General features: G+C 58.0%; 1 protein-coding gene. It reads left to right on the top strand.

The window, feature by feature from the left end; translation table 11 throughout:
* Positions 1–612, top strand: a 612-nt coding sequence (locus Xets_RS19660; RefSeq protein ID WP_187652413.1) for a tyrosine-type recombinase/integrase, incomplete at both ends; no start/stop codon positions are given.

Raw genomic sequence — 612 nt, 5'->3', positions numbered from 1 at the left:
TACTGCAACGCCATCACATCCTCTACAACCCGGCCGAGCAGATGGTGTTGCCAAAAGAAGAGAAACGGTTGCCCGCCCAGATACTGAGTGAACGGGAAACCACTCAGGTGCTGGATAGCCTTGATGATCAGAGTGTGTTGGGACTTCGCAACCGGGTGATGCTGGAAATCCTCTGGAGCAGTGGCCTCCGGCGTATGGAGCTGCGCCAGCTCCGGCAGGGAGATATCGATGTCGAACGCGGGGCGGTTGTGGTTAATCAGGGCAAAGGCCATAAAGACCGGGTGGTGCCTATCGGTGAGCGGGCGCTAAGCTGGCTGACACGCTATCTGGTGCAGGTTCGGCCACAGTTGGCAGACAGCCATGACAGCGGTTACCTGTTTATCTCGCAAAAGGGCAAGCCGCTCAGTCTGGGGCACCTGACGCACATCGCCGCAAAGGCCATCCGTCATCAGGCTCGACTGGACAAACCGGGCGCCTGTCACCTGTTCCGGCATTCAATGGCGACGCAGATGCTGGACAATGGCGCGGATATCCGCCATATCCAGGCGATGCTGGGGCATGAGAAACTCAACACTACTCAGGTGTATACGCGGGTCGCCATCAAACAGCTCA

This window comes from Xenorhabdus sp. TS4, assembly GCF_014467265.1.
GTDB classification, from domain to species: Bacteria; Pseudomonadota; Gammaproteobacteria; order Enterobacterales; family Enterobacteriaceae; genus Xenorhabdus; species Xenorhabdus ehlersii.
The sequence above is the reverse complement of the archived record's forward strand: the minus strand, read 5'-3'. Positions and strand labels throughout refer to the sequence as shown.